This is a genomic window from Streptomyces sp. NK15101 (assembly GCF_020400725.1).
Taxonomy (GTDB): domain Bacteria; phylum Actinomycetota; class Actinomycetes; order Streptomycetales; family Streptomycetaceae; genus Streptomyces.
Genome location: NZ_JAINVG010000033.1, coordinates 59,133 through 75,308, shown reverse-complemented (window position 1 = coordinate 75,308; position 16,176 = coordinate 59,133). Strand labels below are relative to the sequence as shown.

At 72.3% G+C, this 16,176-nt stretch carries 16 protein-coding genes; 4 read left to right on the top strand and 12 right to left on the bottom strand.

Translation table 11 applies throughout. The annotated features are described in order from the left end of the window. Positions 1–517: 517 nt before the first annotated feature. Positions 518–1,801 carry an amidohydrolase family protein gene (locus K7G60_RS19355; protein ID WP_225802193.1) on the bottom strand — a complete coding sequence of 428 codons (1,284 nt, stop codon included), beginning with the start codon at positions 1,799–1,801 and terminating at the stop codon, positions 518–520. 249 nt (positions 1,802–2,050) lie between these two features. Here K7G60_RS19355 and K7G60_RS19350 point away from each other — a divergent pair, with 249 nt between their 5' ends. Continuing rightward, entirely contained in the window at positions 2,051–3,040 is a 990-nt protein-coding gene (locus K7G60_RS19350; RefSeq protein WP_225802192.1) for a phosphotransferase, read from the top strand. Between the two features lie 80 nt (positions 3,041–3,120). Here K7G60_RS19350 and K7G60_RS19345 read toward each other — a convergent pair whose 3' ends face one another. Genes K7G60_RS19345 through K7G60_RS19330 form a run of 4 tightly spaced genes read right to left on the bottom strand, consistent with a single transcriptional unit; the run spans position 3,121 to position 6,852 of the window. Beyond that, positions 3,121–3,615 (bottom strand): DUF6328 family protein, encoded by a 495-nt coding sequence (locus K7G60_RS19345; RefSeq protein ID WP_225802191.1) that lies wholly within the window; start codon positions 3,613–3,615, stop codon positions 3,121–3,123. A 36-nt stretch (positions 3,616–3,651) separates the two neighbouring features. Beyond that, complete coding sequence (locus tag K7G60_RS19340) at positions 3,652–4,929, bottom strand: sugar ABC transporter permease (RefSeq protein ID WP_225802190.1); 1,278 nt, start codon at positions 4,927–4,929, stop codon at positions 3,652–3,654. After that, positions 4,926–5,705 carry an ATP-binding cassette domain-containing protein gene (locus K7G60_RS19335; protein ID WP_225802189.1) on the bottom strand — a complete coding sequence of 260 codons (780 nt, stop codon included), beginning with the start codon at positions 5,703–5,705 and terminating at the stop codon, positions 4,926–4,928. The genes K7G60_RS19340 and K7G60_RS19335 overlap by 4 nt, the downstream gene beginning before the upstream one ends. A 58-nt stretch (positions 5,706–5,763) precedes the next feature. Further along, positions 5,764–6,852: a substrate-binding domain-containing protein gene (locus K7G60_RS19330; RefSeq protein ID WP_225802188.1), complete on the bottom strand. Its 1,089-nt coding sequence runs from the start codon at positions 6,850–6,852 to the stop codon at positions 5,764–5,766. 416 nt (positions 6,853–7,268) lie between these two features. On the opposite strand from K7G60_RS19330, the gene K7G60_RS19325 reads away from it, so the two are divergent. Further along, positions 7,269–7,721 (top strand): SRPBCC family protein, encoded by a 453-nt coding sequence (locus tag K7G60_RS19325; RefSeq protein WP_225802187.1) that lies wholly within the window; start codon positions 7,269–7,271, stop codon positions 7,719–7,721. A 102-nt stretch (positions 7,722–7,823) separates the two neighbouring features. On the opposite strand, the gene trpS is transcribed toward K7G60_RS19325, so the two are convergent. The 4 genes from trpS to K7G60_RS19300 form a co-directional block, all read right to left on the bottom strand. Further along, on the bottom strand, positions 7,824–8,915 hold the full coding sequence (gene trpS / locus K7G60_RS19320) for a tryptophan--tRNA ligase (RefSeq protein WP_225802186.1): 1,092 nt from the start codon (positions 8,913–8,915) through the stop codon (positions 7,824–7,826). Positions 8,916–9,136: 221 nt separating this feature from the next. After that, positions 9,137–10,381 carry a cytochrome P450 gene (locus K7G60_RS19315; protein ID WP_225802185.1) on the bottom strand — a complete coding sequence of 415 codons (1,245 nt, stop codon included), beginning with the start codon at positions 10,379–10,381 and terminating at the stop codon, positions 9,137–9,139. A gap of 259 nt (positions 10,382–10,640) precedes the next feature. Then, complete coding sequence (locus tag K7G60_RS19305) at positions 10,641–12,512, bottom strand: serine/threonine-protein kinase (protein ID WP_225802184.1); 1,872 nt, start codon at positions 12,510–12,512, stop codon at positions 10,641–10,643. A gap of 45 nt (positions 12,513–12,557) precedes the next feature. After that, complete coding sequence (locus K7G60_RS19300) at positions 12,558–12,797, bottom strand: hypothetical protein (RefSeq protein ID WP_308081551.1); 240 nt, start codon at positions 12,795–12,797, stop codon at positions 12,558–12,560. A 278-nt stretch (positions 12,798–13,075) separates the two neighbouring features. Here K7G60_RS19300 and K7G60_RS19295 point away from each other — a divergent pair, with 278 nt between their 5' ends. After that, positions 13,076–13,423: a DUF190 domain-containing protein gene (locus K7G60_RS19295; protein ID WP_225802183.1), complete on the top strand. Its 348-nt coding sequence runs from the start codon at positions 13,076–13,078 to the stop codon at positions 13,421–13,423. Positions 13,424–13,458: 35 nt separating this feature from the next. After that, complete coding sequence (locus tag K7G60_RS19290; protein ID WP_225802182.1) at positions 13,459–14,079, top strand: bifunctional 2-polyprenyl-6-hydroxyphenol methylase/3-demethylubiquinol 3-O-methyltransferase UbiG; 621 nt, start codon at positions 13,459–13,461, stop codon at positions 14,077–14,079. On the opposite strand, the gene K7G60_RS19285 is transcribed toward K7G60_RS19290, so the two are convergent. From K7G60_RS19285 to K7G60_RS19275, 3 genes are all read right to left on the bottom strand, one after another. Then, positions 14,066–14,362, bottom strand: a complete 297-nt coding sequence (locus K7G60_RS19285; RefSeq protein ID WP_225802181.1) for a hypothetical protein — start codon at positions 14,360–14,362, stop codon at positions 14,066–14,068. The two genes, K7G60_RS19290 and K7G60_RS19285, sit on opposite strands and share 14 nt — an antisense overlap. A gap of 112 nt (positions 14,363–14,474) precedes the next feature. Further along, entirely contained in the window at positions 14,475–15,164 is a 690-nt protein-coding gene (locus K7G60_RS19280) for a B3/4 domain-containing protein (RefSeq protein WP_225802180.1), read from the bottom strand. A gap of 38 nt (positions 15,165–15,202) precedes the next feature. After that, positions 15,203–16,039, bottom strand: coding sequence for an EamA family transporter (locus K7G60_RS19275; protein ID WP_225802179.1), 837 nt, complete (start codon positions 16,037–16,039; stop codon positions 15,203–15,205). Positions 16,040–16,176 lie beyond the last annotated feature (137 nt).

Genomic DNA, 16,176 nt, shown 5'->3' with positions numbered 1-16,176 from the left:
GAGAGGGACGGGGAGGGTCGCTGGGTGGTACGGGGTGGGGCGCCGGTTCGGTCTGCTGGGGGCTGCCCCTCCGGGCCTGGCTCGTGGATGGCCTCGGTCCACTGCGGGCCGCGCCCTTGCCGGGCCCCGTTGTGGGCGGTTGTTCCGCCGGGGCGGTGCCCCCCGCCCACCTCCGTTGTGGGCGGTCGTTCCGCCGGGGCAAGGGGGTCCCCCCTGCTCGAGCGGAGCCGAGAGCTTGGGGGAGGGTGGGCGCAACGGAACGGCGCCCCTTGCCGGGCCCAGGCTCCCGCGCCTGAACCCGCACCGGGCTGTGCGCCGCCCCTTGTGGTGCGGGTCCAGGCGCGGAACGCGGAGGCCCCGCTGAAGGGCGCCGTCCCCGTGTGCCCACCCGTCCCGCCCTGCGGGACGATTGCCCACACGGGGGGTGAGCGAGGGGTACCGCCCGGCGTAGGCCGCGTCGTTCAGCAGGTTGCGGTCCAGCGAGCGGCACCGCTCGGCGCGGGGTGTCGGCCAGGGGTCAGAGGGGGAGGCCCGCTCGTATCACCCGGGTCGGTCGCTTGAGGAGGGTCACGTCGGCCAGGGGGTCGCCGGGGACGAGGATCGCGTCGCCCGCGTAGCCCCGGGCGAGGCGGCCCACCGTGCGGTCCACGCCCAGCAGGCGGGCGGCCCCGGTGGTCGCGGTGCGGATCGCGTCGAGCGCGGACAGCCCCGCGGCACGCATGAGTTCGACCTCGCGGCCGATCGGGCGCACGGTGCCGCCGGACGAGTCGGTGCCGGCGGCGAGCGGGACGCCGAGTTCGTGCGCGGCGAGGACGGCCCGCTTCAGTACGGGGAGGTAGGTGCGGCCGCGTTCGGCGAGGACCGGGTTCGCGGACTCCGCCAGGCCGGCGATGGCGGTGAGGGTGGGGGTGAAGTACGTACCCCTGCGACGCATCTCGCGCAGGGTGCGCTCGCCGACGAACGCGCCGTGTTCCAGGGAGCGGACGCCGGCCGTGACGGCGTCGTGGCAGCCCTGCTCGCTGTAGCTGTGGCAGAGGACGCCCTTGCCGCGCCGCCGGGCGGCGGCGACGATCTCGGCGAGCTGCTCGTACGAGTACACCTGGGCCAGCGGGTCCTGCTCGGGCAGTCCGGCACGCTCGTTGACGCGGGTCTTGATGACGTCCGCGCCTCGGGCGAGGTTGACCTCGACGACCCGGCGCAGCGCCTCGGCCGAGCGCACGCCGTCCTTGAGGCGGGCGAGCGGGGTGAGGTCGGGGTCGGCGAGGACGGTGTCGCCGAGATCCGGGGTGACGAAGACGCCGGCGGCCGTCAGGCGGGGGGCGAGTGCCGGGCTGTGCCTGGCGAGTTCCCGGACGGCGATGTCCTGGTAGAAGGTGGTCGATCCGCTGCGCGCGCTGGTCGCGCCCTGACGGACGGCGTCGCGGGCCTCGGCGGCGGTGGCGAGGTGGATGTGCGCGTCCACCAGGCCCGGCAGGACCCAGTGGCCGTGGGCGTCGATGGCCTCGGCTCCCTGCGGCACGGTGACGGCGCCTTCGCGGCCCGCCGCGCGCACGGTCCCGCGCTCGATCACGACGACGGCGTTCTCGGTGACCTCGCCGGTGGCGGGGTCGAGGAGGGTGCCGCCCCGGATCACCAGGTCGCCTCCGGCGGGATTCCTCCCGCCCCGGGCCGTGCCCGTCGAGGAGGCCGCGGCCGCCGCCGTGCCGGAAGCGGCCACGGTGCCGGCGAGGGCCGCCGCGCCTGCGAGGACGCCGCGGCGGGTCACCGAGGAGGAGGGCGGCGGGGTGGCTTCGAGGCACATGGGAGCTCCTTGGGGGAGTGGGCCGACGGCGGCTCCTCGTTTTGTATACCAAGTCGGATCAGGTGGACAAGGGTGAAGGTCCAGGTGGAGTGTTCAGGCATGGAGATGCATGGTGTTAGGGTTTCCTGCTACGCGATTTTGGTATACGAATAATTCCTGGATGCTGTTCCGCTCCGTGCGGCCCCTCGATATTCGGGTGCGCCGGGCCCGCCCCGGTGGTGCAATCGCCCGATGGGACGAGCGACATCCATGACGGTCGACCGCGGGCAGTTCGCCGACGCGGTCACCCCCTGGGAGGAAGAGGCCTGGCGGACGGCCGCCCTCGACTGGTCGGAGCGGGAGCTCGGCCGACACGGTCTGGAGGAGACGGGGCCCCGTGACGTCAGGGTCCGGCCCTGGTCGATCCTCGTGCGGTTCCGGACCGGAGCCGGCGAGCGCGACGCGGTGTGGTTCAAGGCGAGCGCCCCCGACGCCGCCTTCGAGGCGGCTCTCGGCGGGGCGCTCGCCGACTGGGTGCCCGAGCACGTCGTGACGCCGCTCGCGGTCGACGCCGAGCGCGGCTGGTCGCTCCTCCCCGACGGCGGGCCCCTCTTCCGGAACGTCCTCGACGCCGGCGACGCCGGGCCGGAGTCCTGGGAGCAGGCGCTCGGCCAGTACGCGCGGATGCAGCGGGCGCTGACCCCGTACGCGGACCGGATGACCGCCCTCGGCGTGCCCGGCGGCCGCACCGCTCAGCTGCCGGAGATCTTCGACGGCCTCGTCGAGGGCAACGCCACCCTGGACCCCGACGCCCGCCGCGCCCTCCGGGGCCGGCGCCCCCGGCTCCTCGACTGGTGCGCCGAGCTCGACGCGTACGGGATCCCGGACTCGCTCGACCACTGCGACCTGCACGACGCCCAGCTCCTCGCCCCCGCCGCCGGCCGCTTCGCCTTCTTCGACTGGGGCGACGCCAATGTCGCCCATCCCTTCACCAGCCTGCTGGTCCCCGCCCGCGCCGTCCGGGAGCGCCACGGCCCCGAGCACGTGCGCCGGCTGCGCGACGCCTATCTGGAACCCTGGACCGACCTGGGGCCCTCCCTGCCGGAGCTCCGCCGCGCCGCGGCGCTCGCCACGCGGCTCGCCGCGCTGGGCCGGGCGGTCTCCTGGTTCCGCCTCTTCCCCGGCACGCCGACCACGGGGTGCGCGGAGGCGAGCGCCCACTGGGTGAACGAACTCTTCGCCGAATCCGTGGTGCTCTGAACCCGGGGCTCCCGGCCGCGCCGTCCTCGTCCCGCTCAGGGACGAGCGGCGGGCGTACGAGGTCCCGACATGCCCGGCGTTCAGTCCCCGTCGGTGTAGTGGAAGCGCGTCCACAGGGGCAGGGCGAACCAGCAGAGCAGGTACCAGGCGAGGACGCCGGTGACGAGCCAGGGCACGTACGAGTTGTGCGTCACGGCCCGCATGACGAGCAGGAGAGCGGACGTCAGAGTCGCCAGGAGCAGGATGAGACCGGTGAAGGTGAGGCGTGAGGCCCAGACGACCGCCTGGGGTTTGATCCGCTGCCCCGAGACGATCCGGTGGAAGGCGACGGGACCGATGAGCGCGCCCGTGGCCAGCGAGCCGAGGACGACCGTGATGACGTAGATCGTCTTGTCGGTCTGCTCCAGCCCCTGGAAGTGCGGTGTGAAGGCCACGGTGAGGAGGAAGCCGAGGAGGATCTGCACCCCGGTCTGCGCCACCCGGATCTCCTGCATGAGATCCGTCCAGCGCCGGTCGGCCCGCTCCTCCTCGGTCTCGTCGCGGCCGTGGCGCCGCCCGTCCCGCTCCGCCTCCATGAGGTCTCCCGCCTCCTTCCCCGGGCAGCTCGGTGGTCAGGCGCGGCCCGCGGCCTTCTGGCTCCGACGGGACAGCGAGTCGACGACGACGGCTGCCAGCAGCACCGATCCGGTGATCATGAACTGGACGGCGTTGCTGACGCCCATGATGTTCATGCCGGACTGGATGGAGCCGATGACCAGCGCGCCGAGGAGCGCGGACCAGACCGAGCCGCGCCCGCCGAACAGGCTCGTGCCGCCGATGACGGCCGCGGCGATGACGTTCATCAGCAGGTTGCCGCCGCCGGAGGTCTGGCTCGCGGACTGGATCTGGCCGGCCAGGAAGAGGCCGCCGACCGCCGCCATGGTCCCGGAGATCGAGAAGACGGACATCCGGATGAACGGCACGCTGATGCCGGCCCGGCGCGCGCCCTCGATGTTGCCGCCGACGGCGAAGATGCGCCGCCCGTAGGTCGTGCGGCGCAGCACGAAGTCCAGGACCACCAGCAGGATCAGGAAGATGAGGAGCGCGAGCGGAAGTCCTTGGTACTGGTTGAGGATGTACGCCGCGACGAACGCGATCGCGGCGATCACGGCCGTACGGAGCACGATCTCGGCGACCGGCCGGAACGGCACCCGGGCGGTCCGGCGGCGTCTGGCGTCCAGGAGCGAGGCCGCGAGGAAGAGGCCGACCCCCACGGCCGCGGTCACGTAGGCCGCGGCGGGACTGTGGAAGATCGTCGAGTAGAGCTCGGAGACGATGCTCTCGCTCGGGATGTTGACCGTGCCGCTGGTGCCCAGGACCTGGAGCATCAGACCGTTCCAGGCGAGGTTGCCCGCCAGGGTGACCACGAACGCCGGCACGCCGACCTTCGCGAAGAAGAAGCCGTGGATGAGCCCGACGACCGCTCCGCCCGCGACGGCGACGAGGAGCGCCAGCCACTCGTTCATGCCGTTGAGGACGTTGAGCACGGCGAAGATGGCGGCGCACAGGCCGCTGACGGAGCCCACGGAGAGGTCGATCTCGCCGAGCAGCAGGACGAAGACGATGCCGACGGCGATCATGCCGGTGCCGACGATCTGCTGACTGAGGTCGGAGAGGTTCTGTGCCGAGAGGAAGGTGCTGTCGAGGCTGCCGAACACCGTCCAGATGATGATCACGGCGACGACGACGGGCAGCGAACCCAGCTCTCCGCTGCGCACCTTGCGACGGAACTCCCCGAGGTACCCCTTGAGGCCCTCCTCGCGGACGAGCAGCCGGGTGTCCACCGCCGGCATGGCGTCGGGCGCCGGTTCCTGGGCGGAGCCGCCGCCGGGGGCTCGGTCCCGTCTCATCGCTCCTCCTCCCGCTTGCGGGCCTGGCGGCGGGTGACGGCGCTGTCGGTGGCCCCGGTGATGGCGGAGATGATCTCCTCGGTGGTCGTGGAGCGCTTGTCGAAGAAGCCGTTGTTCCGGCCGAGGCGCATGACGGCGATGCGGTCGGCGACCGCCATCACGTCCACCATGTTGTGGCTGATCAGAATGGTGCCGAGACCGTGCTCGCGGAGCCGCTCGACCAGGTCGAGGACCTCGGCGGTCTGCTCGACGCCCAGGGCGGCGGTGGGCTCGTCCAGGATGACGACCCGCGGGTCGCCGATCAGGGAGCGGGCGATCGCGACGGTCTGGCGCTGGCCGCCCGAGAGGGAGGCGACCGGGATGCGGACGCTGGGGATGCGGATGGAGAGCGTGTCGAGCAGCTCGCGCGAGCGCTGCTCCATCCGCACCTCGTCCAGGACGCCGAAGCGGCGCAGCTCGCGGCCGAGGAAGAGGTTGCCGACCACGTCGAGGTTGTCGCACAGGGCGAGGTCCTGGTAGACGGTGGCGATGCCGAGGTTCTGGGCGTCGTGGGGCCGGTTGATGGAGACCGGCCGGCCCTCCCACTCGATGACGCCCTCGTCGGGCGGGTTCACCCCCGCGATCGACTTGACGGCGGTGGACTTGCCGGCGCCGTTGTCGCCGACGAGGGCGACGACCTCGCCGGCGTGGACCTCCAGATCGAAGTCCTTCAACGCCTGGACCGCGCCGAACCGTTTGGAGATCCCCCGCAGGGTGAGCACGGCTGGCTCCGGCAAGGGAACCGCCTCCTCCGCTCGCGCGAACCGCTCCGCGGCTGTGTGCCGTCGTCCGCGGCTATTCGAGACCGGCGTCCTTGCAGGCCGCCGCATAGGTCGGGGTGCAGATCTCCTTGACCGTGTAGAGGCCGTCCTTGACGACGGTGTCCTTGATGTTGTTCTTGTTGACCACGACCGGGTTGAGCAACTGGGCCGCGACCTTGCGGTCGCCGTCGCTGGTGACGGTGGTGGGAACCAGGTCGGACGCCAGCTTCTTGCCCTCCGCCAGGTTGACGGCCATGGTGGCGGCGATGTCGGCCTCCGGCTTGTACGGCTTCTCGACCGTGATGGTCTGAGTGCCGATCAGGATCCGCTGGATCGCGTCGAGTTGGGCGTCCTGGCCGGTCAGCGGCACGTTCATGCCGGCCGCCTTGAGGGCGGTGGAGATGCCGGCGGCCAGTCCGTCGTTGGCCGAGTAGACGCCGACGATCTTGTCCTTGCCGAGGGAGCTGATGGCACCGGACATCTGCTGGTTGGCGTTGTTCGGGTCCCAGTTGGGGGTGTCGTACTCCTTGCCGATCTTCACCTTGCCGTCGAGGACGGAGTGCGCTCCGGCCTTGAACTCGGCGGCGTTCGGGTCCGTCGGCGACCCGTTGTGCATCACGATCTCGCCGCTCTTGGCCTTGTCGCCGAGCGCGGCGAGGAGCGCCTTGCCCTGCAGCTCGCCCACCTTGTGGTTGTCGTACGAGACGTAGGCGTCCACGGGGCCCTGCGCGAGGCGGTCGTACGCCACGACCTTGACGCCCGCGTCATGGGCCTTCTGCACGGAGGACTGGATGGACTTGGCGTCCACGGCGTCGAGGATGAGGACCTTGTCGCCCTTGGCGAGCGCGGTGTTGACCTGCTGTTGCTGGGTGGTGGCGCTCTCGGCGGCGTTGTAGTAGTCGATCTGGGCGTCGGGCGCCAGTTCCTTGATCTTCTGCTCGATGTAGGGCCGGTCGAACTTCTCGTACCGGGTGGTCTTGCTCTCCGGCAGCAGCAGCCCGATCCGGATGTCCCCCTGCTTCTCGCTCCCCGCGCCCAGGGCCGTCGCGCTCGTCGCCACCACTCCGAGGGAGAGGGCTGCGGCTCCGGCCAGGGCTATCGCGCTCCGCAAAGTACGGGTCATGGGAGGCTCCTTTCGTACGCCCCCTCTCCCTCACCTCGTGAGCGCGGGAACGAGGATGTACATATGGCCTATATATCGACATTAGCGGCAACCTGGGGACCGGCAAGCGGGTGAGTCCCGGAGTCGGCGGGTCCTCTTCCTCCGGTCGTGGTGATCCTCTCCCTCTGGTCACGGTGATCGTCGCAGCCCGCTGTGCCCCGCTTTTATGACGACCGTCACGACGAGGTCACGCCGGTGCGCCGGGGGCGGGGCCAGGACGGGACGGGGCCGGTCGCGGCGGCCCCGGCGAGCGCCGCACCGGCCGATCGGGGCTGGTGGGGTGCCTCCGGGAGTGGGACGATTTGTACGAAGCGACTACGGGCCCGCGTCGGCGCATCGGCTTCCGGCGGGGTCTCCCGTCGAACGGAGAAGGCGACATGCCTGCCATCACCGAAACCATCGACATCTCCCGCAAGCCCGCGGAGGTCTTCTCCTACGTGACCGACCCGACGCACCTGCCCGAGTGGCAGGAGAGCGCGGTCTCGGTCCGCAGGATCGGTGACGCCCCCCTCGCGGTCGGCTCCAAGGCGGCCGTCACCCGACGGCTCGGCAAGCGTGAGTTCACCTCGATCATGCAGGTCATCGAGCTGGAGCCGCCGAGACGCTGGCACGTGCACGGCATCGACGGCCCCGTACGCGGCGACGTGCAGGGCACCATCGAGCCGCTGGACGACGGCGAGCGCTCCCGCCTGACGCTCTCCCTCGACTTCGAGGGGCACGGCATCGGCAAGGCGCTCGTCCCCCTCGTCGTCCGCCCCCACGTGCGGAAGGAGATGCCGCGGGACGAAAAGGCCCTCAAGGGCATCCTGGAGAGCGGCACGGCCGGCTGACGCCGGACCGCGGGGTGTCGGTCCGTGGAGACCGGCCGCTCGAAGAAGGTCTCCACGGACACCGTCGCCTGCGTGCCGCATTCCCATGCCGGAGAGCATGCGTCAGTAGTGACTGTTCATCGCCGTGCGGACCTCGGCGAGGGTCGCGTCGGCGATCGCACGGGCCCGCTCGTTGCCCTCGCGCAGGATCCCGCGGAGGTAGGCGCGGTCCCGTGCGTACTCCGCGCGGCGGGACCGGACCGGCGCCAGGTACTCGTTGACCGACTCCGTCACGGTCCGCTTCAGCGCGGCGGCGCCCGCGGAGCCGATGTCGGCGGCGACCTCCTCCGGGGTACGGCCCTGACAGAGGGCCGCGAGCAGCAGGAGGGACGACACCCCGGGCCGGCCGGCCGGATCGTAGGAGATGTGACGTTCGGCGTCGGTCTTCGCCCCCTTGATCAGCCGGGCCGTCTCGTCGGCGTCGGCGGCCAGGGCGATGGCGTTGCCACGGCTCTTGCTCATCTTGGTGCCGTCCGTCCCGAGCAGCAGCGGCGCGTCGGACAACAGGGCGTCCGGCTCGGGGAAGACGGCCGCACCACTGCCGTAGCGGTCGTTGAAGCGGCGGGCGACGGTCCGGGTGATCTCCAGGTGCGGCAGCTGGTCCTGGCCGACGGGGACGAGGTTCGCCTTGCAGAACAGGATGTCGGCGGCCTGATGGACGGGATAGGTGAACATCAGGCCGCTGACGGCGGACTGCCGGGAGTGGGCGATCTCGTCCTTGACGGTGGGGTTGCGGTTCAGCTCGGCCACCGACACCAGACTGAGGAAGGGCAGCAGCAGCTGGTTCAGGGCGGGGACGGCGCTGTGGGTGAAGACCGTGCTGCGCTCCGGGTCCACACCGATGGCGAGGTGGTCGAGGACCAGCTCCTCGACGTGCTCGGTGAGGTTGTCCGCCACGTCGCGGTCGGTCAGGACCTGGTAGTCCGCGATGATCACGAACAGTTCCACCCCCAGGTCCTGGAGCCGGACCCGATTGCGCAGGGTGCCGAAGTAGTGCCCCAGGTGCAGCCGCCCGGTGGGCCGGTCCCCGGTCAGGACGCGGAACTCTTTCGGGTCTTCGAGGATCCGCCGCTCCAGCACCGCGCTGCGCGTCCGTGCGGCGGTCGTCCCGAGGGCGTCGTCGGTGGAGGGGACGGCGGGGGCGAGGACGGTCATGAGGTCTCCTGGTGTGGGTCGGTGGCGCCGTCGGGACGACAGGACCCATGAGCCAGGAAAAGCAGAAGGGCCGTTCGTCCGAACGGCCCGGTCGTGCACGCGTAGTGGCCGCTCCTAGGAGGAGCGCCACCAGCTGAGGCACGACGACAGATGCATGGACCCAGCATAACGCCCCGCGGCCGGGGCCTCGGGGCGTTTCGAGCAGGACTCGCCGGGAGCCGTCAGGACAGCAGGACCGGGAGCTCGAAGAGGTCGTTCTGGGTGACGACCGGCTTGTTGCGGAGCTCCTCGCGCGGCACCGCGAGGCGCAGCCCCGGGAAGCGCTCGTACAGGGCGGGGAGCGCCACCGAGGCCTCCAGACGGGAGAGCGCCGCGCCGGGGCACACGTGCGGGCCGTGACCGAAGGAGATGTGCCGGTTCGGAGCGCGCGTCACGTCGAACTCGCCCGCCGTCGGACCGTGCTGCTCCTCGTCCCGGCCGATCGCGCCGAACGAGACGATCAGGGCCTCTCCCCGGGGCAGGATCCGGTCACCGACCTCGATGTCCTCGGTGGCGAACCGGATCAGCACGTGCGAGGTGGGCGTCGACCAGCGCAGGGTCTCCTCGATCACGTTCTCCCACGGCACCTCGCCCCTGAGCACCAGGGCCCGCTGCTCCGGGTGGGTCTCCAGGGCGACCACGGCGTTCACGATCAGGCCGATCGTCGTCTCGTGCCCGGCCGCCACCATCAGCTGGAGGGTGTTGGTGACCTCCTCCGTGGTCAGCCGGTCACCGCCCTCCGACGCCTCGATCAGCGCGCTCGTCAGGTCGTCGCCCGGCTGCTCCGTCTTGCCCGCCACGATCCCCGCGAACAGCGCGCCCAGGTCCGCCATCATCCGCGGCACCTCCTCGGGCGGCGTCTGCGTCGAGAAGAACTTGTCGAACAGCGCCTTCATCCGCGGGTGGTCGGCCGGGTCGACGCCCATCAGCTCGCCCACCACGTTCATCGGCAGCGGGTACGCGAACTCCGCCTTCAGGTCCACGACCTCGCCGGACGGCCGCTCGGCCAGCCGGTCGAGCATCCCCTCGGTGAGCGCCTCGATGCCCGCCCGCAGCCGCTCCACCCGACGCGCCGTCAGCGCCTGCGCGACCAGCGTGCGCAGCCGCCGGTGCTCCTCGCCGTCGACGGTCAGCATCGACCGGCCGGGGTTCGCGAGACCGATCAGCGGCCAGTCGAGGGGTATGTCGCCGCGCCGCCACGCACCCCAGACCTCGATGTCCTTGACGAGACGGGCGTCGGTGAGCAGCCTGCGCGCCTCGGCGTGCCGGGTGACGGCCCAGCAGGGCACCCCGCCGGGCAGGACGACCCGGGCCAGCGGACCGGCGGCGCGCAGCCGGGCGCTCTCGCCGTCGAGGTCGGCGACGAAAGGGTCGAGGGCGATCACGTCGGCGCCGGAGACTGCGGTGTGTTCGTGCGGGCAGCTCATCCGAGGGCTCCAAGGGCGGGGGTCGGGGCGTACGTCACGGGGAGCGCGGTCGGACCGCGCAGCCAGGGAGAGGGGCGGCGGGTGAGGACGTCCTCGGCGGCCGCGAGGAGCAGGACGCCGCCGCCGGCGAACCGGCCGAGTGCGGGACGGGACCCGGCCGGCGCTGCGGTGGTCGCCGCTACGACAACCGATCTTGGGAGGTTCGGAACCTCTCAAGATCGGTTCGGTTTCACCTCGCGGAATGTGTCGCCGAAAGCGATCAGTCCGTCGACGCGGAGGGAGCCGCGTTGCGCCACACCGTCAGATCGAGCGTCATGTAGGTGCTCGGCGAGTCCTCCGGGGAGAAGGCCCTGACGGTGAGCAGGCCGAGATGGCCCGTGCCCGTCGTGACGCAGACCTGACGGCCCGGCGACAGCTTGTTCACATAGATGTCCTGGGCGAACCGGGTCTCCGCCCGGCACGCTTCGAGGGAGCCCTCCTGGCCCGGGTCGAGCAGGACCAGATTGCCGCCGCTGCTCTCGGCGTCGAGGTAGCCGCCCGTGTCGTAGGAGAGGTCGTAGTTGTTGTCCTCCCCTTCCTGCGGGCGCACGTTCTCGTCGCCGAGGGTCAGGTGGTAGCCGGCCGTGAGGTCGATGTCCTTGTACGTGGCGGCCTGCGGCGCCGGAGCCGTCGAGGGCTTCGGGGCCGAACTCCCGGTGCCGGTGCCGGTGCCGGTGCCCGAGCTCCCGGAGCTCCCCGTGCCCGCCGAACCCTTCCCGCTGGGCTTCTCGCCGGCGTTCGAGGACGTCTGCTCGTCCTTGTCCTTCAGCACGACGTAGGCGGTCGCACCACCCGCCACGGCGAAGGCGAGGACGGCGGCCACGGCGATGACGAGGCCGCGCCCGCCCCCCTTCTTCTGCTGGGGCGGCTGCTGCGGCTGGTAACCCGTCGGCCCCGGCCGGCCCGGCCAGGACTGCTGCGGGTACGCGGGAGCGGCGGGTCCCTGCGTCGGCGCGTACGCGTAGGCGGGCGCCGGAGCGGCGGCGACCGGGACCGACGGGGCGACGGGGCCGGCCGGAACGCCGGAGACGGTGCCCGGCGGCGGACCGTAGCCGGGCGGCGGGGTCGACGGCGCGGAGGGCGCGGACGGCGCCGTCGGCGAGTACGCCACCGGCGGCGCGGAGGGCGCGGCCGGCGCGGTCGTCGGCGGCGGGGGCGCCTGCGGGGGAGCGGGAGCCGCCGTTCGGGCCGTGATCTCGGCGGAGACCGGGGCCGGCAGCCAGTCCTCGGGCCGGCGCAGCACCGTCGACGCGTTCGCGGCCTGGCAGAGCCGGATGATCTCGGAGAGCGTCGGGCGGGCCTCGGGATCCTTCGAGAGGCAGCGCGTGACCAGTTCGGTGAGCCGCTCCGGCACGGCGCTCAGGTCCGGCTCCTCGTGCACGATCCGGTACAGCACGCCGTGCCCGGTCCCCTCCCCGAAGGCCGGGACGCCCGTCGCCGCGTACGCGGCGACCTGACCGAGCGCGAACACGTCCGTGGCCGGGGTGACCCGTCGGCCCGCCGCCTGCTCGGGCGCCATGAACGACGGCGTCCCTATGGTGACTCCACTGCCCGTCAGGGAGGTCGCGTCGGCGGCGTGCGCGATGCCGAAGTCGATGACGCGGGGCCCGTCGGCGGCGAGCAGCACGTTCGACGGCTTCAGGTCGCGGTGCACGATGCCCGCGCCGTGGATGACGTGCAGGGCCTCGGCCATGCCCGCGACGAGCAGCAGCACCGTCTCCACGGGCAGTGCGCCGTGCGCCACGACCGCGTCGGCGAGCGACGGTCCCGGCACGTACGCGGTGGCCAGCCAGGGCTGCGCGCCGTCGGGGTCCGCGTCGATGACGGGCGCGGTGAACAGCCCCTGGACGCGCTGCGCCGAGCGCACCTCCTGGGCGAACCGGCGGCGGAACTCGGCGTCCTCGCCGAACTCGGGACGGATCAGCTTGATCGCCACCGGTCGGCCGCCGGGCGTGTACGACAGGTACACCTTGCCCATGCCGCCGGCGCCGAGCCGGGCGGCGAGCCGATACCCGGCGACCGTCGTCGGGTCGTCCGCCGCCAGCGGCTGGAACACTTCGGAGCCGCCCCGGTCCGCTTGCTGACCGCCCATGAACTCATGTCTCCCCACGCAGAACACCGTTTTCCGGAGGGCACCCTACCGGTGGGGAGCGTTTTCGGCCGCGTCCGTCGTGACCTCCGCGCCCGTGAGCCCGGCGCGCTCCGCGAGCGCACCGCCCCGGAAGCGGCTCTCCGCCCCCAATTCCTCGTGGGGGCAGGCGATGTGACGGCGGCAGGTGCGCAGCGACATCCCCGTGCGCCGGGCGGTCACCTCGTCCTTGGCGCCCTCCGCGAGCAGCCCCACGAGGGCCCGCCACGCCCCGCTCGACGACGTCAAGGTCTCCGCTCCGCCGCCCGCAGTGGACCGGCGGGTGTGCTCCGGCCCGTCGACCGGGCCCGTCACTTCTCCGCCTCGCCGGAGCTCGCCCGGCACTGGTGCAGCGGCTCCTCCGGCGTCGGCACCTTCCTGGAGCGGCTCTGGGCGGCGACCGGCGAGCAGGACCGGCCTTGCCTGGAGCCTGTCCCCGCTGCTGCGCATGCGGTGCCGAGGCTCGCGTGCCTGACTGCCCGAGGACGGACCGCCCCCTCCCGGAGGCACGACCGTAGACTCGAAGCATGACCAGGCTGACCGGCAGGGCCCTGAGGGTGACGGTCTTCGTGGGGGAGACCGATCTGTGGCACCACAAGCCGCTCTACACCCAGATCGTCGGCCGGGCGCGCGAGGCGGGTATCGCGGGCGCGAGCGTGTTCCGCGGCATCGAGGGCTTCGGCGCCTCCTCGCTGATCCACACCCAGCGACTGCTCTCGCTGAGCGAGGACCTCCCCGTCGCCGTGGTCATCGTCGACACCGAGGAGAAGATCCGGGCCTTCCTGCCCCAGCTCGACGAACTGGTCGAGGAGGGCCTGGTGATCCTCGACGACTGCGAGGTCATCCGCTACGTCGGCCGCGAGAAGCCCGCCTGAGCCCGCGGACCGGCGCCCCCGCCTACGATGGCCCGATGGACGAGGCCGGCCCGGAGCCGTACTGGAACACCAACGTCGCCCGGCACGCCGGCATCCTGCGCGCCGTTCCCGACGGCTGCGGCGAAGCCCTCGACGTCGGCTGCGGCGACGGACTGCTCGGACGGAGGCTCGCCGGGCGGGCACGGCGCGTCACCGGCGTCGACCTGTCCCCGCACATGGTCGCCCGAGCTCGCCGGGCCGCCGGAGGGCACCCCGGACTCGCCTTCCTGGAGGGCGACTTCCTGACGGCCGACCTGCCCGTCGCGGGCTACGACTTCATCTGCTCGGTGAGCACGATCCACCACATGGACTTCGGGACGGCCCTCACCCGCATGCGCGAACTGCTGCGGCCCGGCGGCACCTTGGTGGTCGTCGGCCTCGCCCGTGACGCGAGCGTCACGGAGTGGACGGTCAGGATCGGTGCCGCGCCGATCGTCCGGATCACCAAGCTGCTGCGCGGCGCACGCGACCCGGAGGGCATGCCGGTCGCAGAGCCGGAGATGAGCTACGGGCAGGTGCGTGCCGAGGCACGACGGCTGCTCCCCGGCGTGCGCTACCGCCGGCACCTGCTCCGCCGGTACTCCCTGACCTGGGAGAAGCCGCTCACGAGGGCGTGATCGCCGAAAGGCCCTTGCGGAGGTCCTCCGGGTTCATGACCGGCGAGTAGTGGACCTTGGCGCCCATCTCCATGAAGAACGGCTCCGAGATCTTCGGCATCCGGGTGGGGTCGCTCAGGTCGAAGAAGAGGTAGCCGGTCCGGCAGCCGTCCTCGACGGTGAAGTACGCGGCCTCGGGGCGGAGTTCCTCGAGGGCGCCCTCCATGACCTTGAGCAGCCTGCCCTGCCTGATGGCCTCGTTGGAGGCCGCGGTGTCCATCTGAACCTTCAGCAGCATGCGCATGGCGCGGCCTTTCCCGACCGGGGGGCGCTCCGCTCGGGGCGCCCGGGACCCCGGACGCGCTCAGTACCAGCCTCCTCCTTCCCCTCCGGAGGGACCACTCGGCGGGCGGCGATCAGTTCGGGCCGAGGTGGTGCACGGTCGTTCCGTCGGCGTGCGGGGCCAGGAGGTCCCGGAGCTCGGCCGCGGCGGTCTTCAAGAGGTGGCCGTCCCGCTCGGCGCTGAGGGTCTCCAGGACGAAGACGACGCGGGTGGAGTCCTCGGTGACGCGGGTGCGGTGCGCGTCGCGGTGGTTCCAGTGGCGGGTCAGGACCCCCTCGTCGTCGGCGTAGACGATCTCTCCGGGCTTCGGGTTCTCGACGGTGTCCGGCTCGCCGAGCGGGGTGAAGGTCTCGGTGCCGTCGGCGGGGCGGATGACGACCTCGCCGGTGACGTGGTCCAGGTCGAAGGCGCCTGCGGGCAGGCCGTGACGGACGGAGACGGCGTTGTACGAGTCCACGGCCGGGTTGACGCGCGGCAGGGCGCCCCTCTTCGCGAGGCGGCGGCCGAGCGCGTCGACGCTGGGGCGGATGCGGCGCGGGTTGGTGCCGAAGGAGCGGTAGGCGGTGTGCCAGTCCCCGACGCGGGGGTCGGTCTCGTCGGCGGGGAGCCAGGTGCCGTCGGCGAGCCGCCGCTCCAGTTCGGCCACGGCGGCCGTGGTCAGGGGCCAGGACTCGCGCCCCCGCAGGCCGGTGACGGTGACCAGGGCGATCAGGGTGTCGGGGAAGGCCTCCGCGACGGCGGGGGCGAGGTGGAAGGTCGTCATGGCTGTTCCGTTCGTGCGCGCGGACGAGGTGGGGCCGGTCAGGTCAGCGCCAGGAGACTGACGGCCACCGCCGCCGTCCCCAGGCCCAGGAGCTGACCGCGATGGATGCGCTCGGCGAGCACACCACGGGCGAGCAGGACCGTGCCGGCCGGGTAGAGCGCGGTGATCACGGCGACGACTGCGAGGTCCCCGCCGCGGGCGGCGAGCAGGAAGAGCAGGTTCGCCACCGAGTCCAGCACGCCCGCGGCGGCCGACAGGGCGTACGCGGGCCGCTCGGAGCCCAGTCGGCGGTACAGCGCCGCCGCGGCCGCGAGGGTCACGGCCGAGGAGACCGCTCGGCCCACGATCAGCGGCGCCACCCCGCTGTCCGAGGGCGCCTGGTGGAGGAAGACCAGCTGGAGGGCGATCGCGGCGCCCGCGCCCAGGGCCGACAGCAGCGCCGTACGGGACGGGCGTGCCGCACCGGAGCCGTGCCCGGCGCTGACCAGGACCACGGCCGCCAGGGCGAGCGGCAGCCCGACCAGACCGGCCGCGCCGAGGCGCTCGCCCTGGAGCAGGCCCACGCCGACGGGCAGCATGGCGGACACCAGCGCGGTCACGGGCGAGAGGACGTTCATCGGCCCGATCGCCAGGGTCCGGTAGAGCAGCGCGAAGGCCACGGCGGAGGCGACGCCGGACGCGGCACCCCAGCCCAGCGCGCCGGCGTCGAACGAGGCGCCGAGGAAGGGCCAGAGCAGCAGCTCCACCGCGAGGGAGGCGGGAGCCGCGATCATCACGGTCCGCAGCACATGGGCCTTGCGGGCGCCGAGGCCACCGAGGAAGTCGGCGCATCCGTAGGCGAGGGAGCTGCCCAGGGCCAGCAGCAGAGCGATCACGGTACATCCCTTACTATTTCAGTGGAACGACCAGACCGTACAACGTACCGACCGGGTTGTGTCAACCAAACGACCGGACGGTGCATTGCACTGCTCCACCTGTACTGCTCCACAACCCCTGCTCCACAACCCCTGCT